This is a genomic window from Synechococcales cyanobacterium T60_A2020_003, assembly GCA_015272205.1.
GTDB lineage: Bacteria > Cyanobacteriota > Cyanobacteriia > RECH01 > RECH01 > JACYMB01.
Map to the genome: position 1 here is coordinate 1 of JACYMB010000146.1, position 3,307 is coordinate 3,307.

Here is a 3,307-nt window from a genome sequence, read left to right on the forward strand (position 1 = left end):
GTACCTCAACTCACGCGCCTCTCATCCCGACGCTGACCTTTCAGGTACATCGCGGGGCTTCCCGTCTAAAAGCTAAAACGCAGAAGCGGATACTTCGGTGTTTTTTAAACCAAGCATGAACGTAGCTTAACAATTCAGGCGTTGCTGAATGCGGCTATGAATTGACCTCATCCCCAACCCTTCTCCCGCAGGAGAACAGCGCTAAAACGCTTGTTCCCTCTCCCCGAGGAGAGGTCTAGGGTGAGGGCTGAAAAAGGCTTGAACACGAAAAATCATACTTCTGTTCAGCAACGCCAAAATTCATCTCAACCCGATGGCTGACTCGCTACTCTTAGCTTAACGAGAAGCAGCCTTGAAAACCTATCTGTTCTATGCGCTTTAAGGATAGCTTCTATGCATGAATCGAATATTGCAGTTGCGATCGCCATATGTAGAGTTCTATAGACCCAAATCAGCCTCTATCTATCGCTTGCTTATCGTAGCGGTTCACAAAATATTACCTTTATCCGTCTGGGTTTCTATAGCTGTTGCCAGCTAGCTTAGGACATGGACATTTTGGTGGGGCGTCTTCGCCGCCCCACCAAAATGTCCTAACCGATATGGCTAGCGCTATAAAAGGCAATCCCGACCCTGGACAAAAATATGCGGGAGGTCGTACTGCATACTCCTCCCGCACACGTGAGTTTCTAATGACCGCCTTGTCGAACGCTTCCGGTCAGAGCGAAACTATGCTGCGATCGCCGTTGTAGACTCAATGGGGTAATCGACCGCTTTCCAAGCCGCCAGACCACCACGCAACTCCGATACGTTCACAAATCCAGCAGAACGAAGCTGTTCAGCAGCAGCAGCAGACTCTTCGTCCGTTTCGCCATACACATAGATATCGCGCGTCATCTCAAAGCTTTGGCAAACCCGCTCAACTAGCTCAGCCATGGGCATCGAGATGGCTCCCATAATATGAGCAAGGTTGAACTGCTGGCGATCACGCACGTCAATAATGGTGAGGGCTGGCTCTCCCCAGTCCAATCGTGCTTTTAGGTCGTACACACGGGACTTCTTTTGCAAACTAGGAGGCATAGGAACTATGCCGAAGACTTTTTCCATAGTGGTATTGGGTGAAAAGGAACGTTGATTACTCCTCTGTAATCTACCAAGTTCAGTTAAAGTTCGCAAAGTTATGCTACGAAGTCTTGACTAACTTGACTTCATATTTGCCCAAAAAGATTGATGATTGTCTATGGTATTCCGTGTTTTATTCGAGGCACAGCACGAGGGCTCGCCATCTTGAACCCAGATTGAATGGTCGGGAACGCGATTCCTAATTGCTATCGTATTGCTATCGTTGCAACAGACTGTTAATGGTGGTGATGGTACGCGCCCGCTTCTGGCTGGAACGGACGCATCGCCTGAGCAATTTCAACCCCCAAATGCTGAAGCATATCCGCCAGTACCGGATCGGGGGATAGTTGCAGATAGGTGGGATGCAGTTCTAACGAGACATGGCGATTGCCTAAATGGTAGGCCGCCCGCAGGAGCCGAAACGGATCGGTACTGGTCACCACTAGCACGGGTTCGGGTTTCGCCTGTACTCGCACTTGCACGCCCGTGGGCGATCGCAACATATCGCCATCTCGCAGGACGGTGCCTCTAGGCAGGTTGAAATACAAATCATCACCATTGTCCGCTTGAAAGCAATGGCGCGATCGCACCCGTTCCTCGGCGGTGAGTAAGAGCGTGTAATCAACGGGAAGATCAGGGTTAGGAGGCAATTTTTCAGTCAGTGTAATCACAGAGCGATTGTCATTAGAAATTTAGACAGCCGTTTGTACTCTATCACCGCCTTAGCGAATTCCAGTGCCATAGGCCATCACTTCGATCGCCATCAATCCATTACTGGTATCACCATTAAGACTGGCGCTTTCAATGCGGACGTTGAGGACTTGGCTGGCTCCCCAGGCGATCGCCTCTTCTTTCATTCGCAGCAGAGCCTCTCGCCGCCCTCGCTCTAATAGACCTTCATAGACGGAAATGCGCCCACCTATTAAACTCAGCAACGACGCCATCACTGTTTTGAAGTAATCACTTGATATGACGACACTTCCAACAACCATCGTCGATGTCTGGGCAGGCGGAACCAATTCGCAATTAGACAGGTTATACACCGGAACATGACGAACCTTTTGTTCTCGCTGTTCAATATCGCGAACGTGCGATTTCTCTGTCTGAGTCCCCACAACATAGCCGATCAGCAACAATCCTAGAAAAACGATTAGACCTTCCATACCTACTCCACCACCACCGCCGTTCCGTAGGCAAATAGCTCCGCCGCCCCCTGGGCAATAGAAGATGTCCCAAAGCGAATATTCACAATCGCATTGGCTCCCATCTTGGTTGCGTCTTGAATCATGCGATTGGTGGCTTCTTGGCGTGCCTCTTGCAAAAGCTCGGTGTATCCTTTCAGCTCGCCCCCCACAATATTTTTGAATCCCGCCAGAATATCTTTACCCACGTTTTTCGCACGAACCGTACTGCCCTGCACCAAACCCAAATGCCGCACCGTTTTTCGTCCCGGAACACTTTCAAGCGTAGTTAAGAGCATAGATTTAAGTATTCAAAACTATGCCCCATTCTAGTGAGTTTGCTCAGGTCTGCGGCGAAATAGTTTCTAAACTGTTACGGTTTCCCAGACCGCATGGAGCAGTCAAGGGTTTCCCCTACACTGCCCCCGTCCACCTGGTGATCGCAGCCCCTAGGCAGGCTTTGACTTCGCTTCCAATTCCTCTAAGCGACTACGCAGCTCTTGATTGTCTTTTTTAATCTGATCCAGCTCCTCCTGAAGCTTTTTCATGGCTTCATCCGGTTCGATAGATTGACGCACCTTCTGAATGGCTTCTTCGGCGCGGCGGCGTACCCGTCCATCGGGCGTATGGTCTGCAAGAGACTGCAGCACAGCGATCGCCTTTGGTGTTTCCATAGTGCCTAGGGCTGAGACCACCGCAACCTGTGTTAAGAAAAACGTCTCACCGGAGAGTTCATCCAAGCGATCCAAAATGCGCTGCACTTGCGGCTTGGATTGTCCTGTGGAAATTGCACCAAGGGCGCGGATCGCTGCCAGCCGCAACGGTTGGGGAGTTCCCAATGCCGTATAGGTGAGAATCACATTCAGTGCGGCTTCCGATGTTTTCATCTGGCTGAGTCCGGCGATCGCCCCACTACGAACCATCTCGTTCCAGCCTTGCCGCGTTTCCAACACCTGCTTTAGCAAAGCCAAGGCTTCGTCTTCCTTTGTTTTTTCGGCTTTGGAGCC

The 3,307-nt window shown here is 50.6% G+C and carries 5 protein-coding genes; all 5 read right to left on the minus strand.

All coding sequences use genetic code 11. The features are described 5' to 3' along the window. Positions 1–726 precede the first annotated feature (726 nt). Positions 727–1,104, minus strand: a complete 378-nt coding sequence (locus IGR76_07865) for a rhodanese-like domain-containing protein (GenBank protein ID MBF2078425.1) — start codon at positions 1,102–1,104, stop codon at positions 727–729. Between the two features lie 251 nt (positions 1,105–1,355). Further along, positions 1,356–1,790 carry an urease accessory protein UreE gene (gene ureE / locus IGR76_07870; GenBank protein ID MBF2078426.1) on the minus strand — a complete coding sequence of 145 codons (435 nt, stop codon included), beginning with the start codon at positions 1,788–1,790 and terminating at the stop codon, positions 1,356–1,358. A 51-nt stretch (positions 1,791–1,841) separates the two neighbouring features. Then, positions 1,842–2,282, minus strand: a complete 441-nt coding sequence (locus IGR76_07875; protein MBF2078427.1) for a heavy metal-binding domain-containing protein — start codon at positions 2,280–2,282, stop codon at positions 1,842–1,844. A gap of 2 nt (positions 2,283–2,284) precedes the next feature. Further along, complete coding sequence (locus IGR76_07880) at positions 2,285–2,599, minus strand: YbjQ family protein (GenBank protein ID MBF2078428.1); 315 nt, start codon at positions 2,597–2,599, stop codon at positions 2,285–2,287. A gap of 150 nt (positions 2,600–2,749) precedes the next feature. Further along, the coding region (locus IGR76_07885; GenBank protein MBF2078429.1) for a HEAT repeat domain-containing protein at positions 2,750–3,307 on the minus strand (558 nt) is incomplete at its 5' end.

Excerpts from the sequence above, each read along its gene's own strand:
- IGR76_07865 (MBF2078425.1), bottom strand. The coding sequence starts at position 1,104 with ATGGAAAAAGTCTTCGGCATAGTTCCTATGCCTCCTAGTTTGCAAAAG.
- IGR76_07875 (MBF2078427.1), bottom strand. The coding sequence starts at position 2,282 with ATGGAAGGTCTAATCGTTTTTCTAGGATTGTTGCTGATCGGCTATGTT.
- IGR76_07880 (MBF2078428.1), bottom strand. The coding sequence starts at position 2,599 with ATGCTCTTAACTACGCTTGAAAGTGTTCCGGGACGAAAAACGGTGCGG.